This is a genomic window from Arthrobacter sp. I3, from assembly GCF_000520575.1.
GTDB classification, from domain to species: domain Bacteria; phylum Actinomycetota; class Actinomycetes; order Actinomycetales; family Micrococcaceae; genus Arthrobacter; species Arthrobacter humicola_A.
Genome location: NZ_KI914914.1, coordinates 12191 through 13090 on the forward strand (window position 1 = coordinate 12191; position 900 = coordinate 13090).

Consider the following 900-nt stretch of genomic DNA (forward strand, 5'->3'; position numbering starts at 1 on the left):
CGGGCTGCCGTGGCCGCCGTCGCCCCTCCGGAGCCGGAGCCGAAGCGGCCCTGGTGGCGGCGGCTGTGGAGCGGGGCGGGCCAGGCGCCGCCGAACTAAACGCTCACAGGCAACGGGCGCCGTCGAACTCCTTCGGCTTATTACCCGGGTTACCCGGGTGCCCGCCCTTCGCAGCTGCCGCAGAGAAAACATCTAGGAGATAACAATGTCTGAACAGGAACCCGTTCTGGTTGTCGGTGCAACGGGATCGCTCGGTGGGCAGGTCGTGGACCGGCTTCTTGACCGGGGCAAGAAGGTGCGGGCGCTTGTCCGCCCGAGCTCGGACGCGGGCAAACTCGAGGCCAAGGGGGTCGAGATAGCCCGCGGCGACATGCTCGACCTCGATTCGCTCGTCGCCGCGATGACCGGCGCCGCCGCTGTGATCACGACGGCGGCCGGGTACACCGGGAAGAACAAGAACGCCCACGAGATCGACACGCGGGGCAACGCCAATCTCGCCATCGCCGCCAGCAAAGCCGGGGTGCCGCGCTTCGTGCTCACCAGCATCCTCACGAGCGACCAGACACCGAATGTGCCGCATTTCTGGCACAAGAAGCTCGCCGAGGACAAACTCGAAGAACTCGGCGTCCCGTTCGTTGCCCTGCGTCCCGGTGCATTTTTCGATCAGATCGCCCAGATGGGCGGTGACCCGTTCGAGAAGGGCCGGATCGTCTGGCTTGGCTCTAAAAGCGTGCCCCTGACATTCGTTCTGGTCAGCGACGTCGCGACTTATCTCGCGGAAGCCGTTGACGCGGACATCGCCGCCGGGGAACGCATCGATCTGGGCTGGAGCCGGCCGATCAGCATGCAGGAGGGCGCTGGGCTGGTGTCGCGGCTGGCGAACAAGAAAATCAGGGTCGT

The 900-nt window shown here is 65.9% G+C and carries 1 protein-coding gene; it reads left to right on the plus strand.

Annotated elements, in window-relative coordinates; genetic code table 11:
- Positions 1–205: 205 nt before the first annotated feature.
- Positions 206–900: SDR family oxidoreductase (locus Y706_RS24115; RefSeq protein ID WP_043435292.1), on the plus strand; the 695-nt coding region annotated here is incomplete at its 3' end.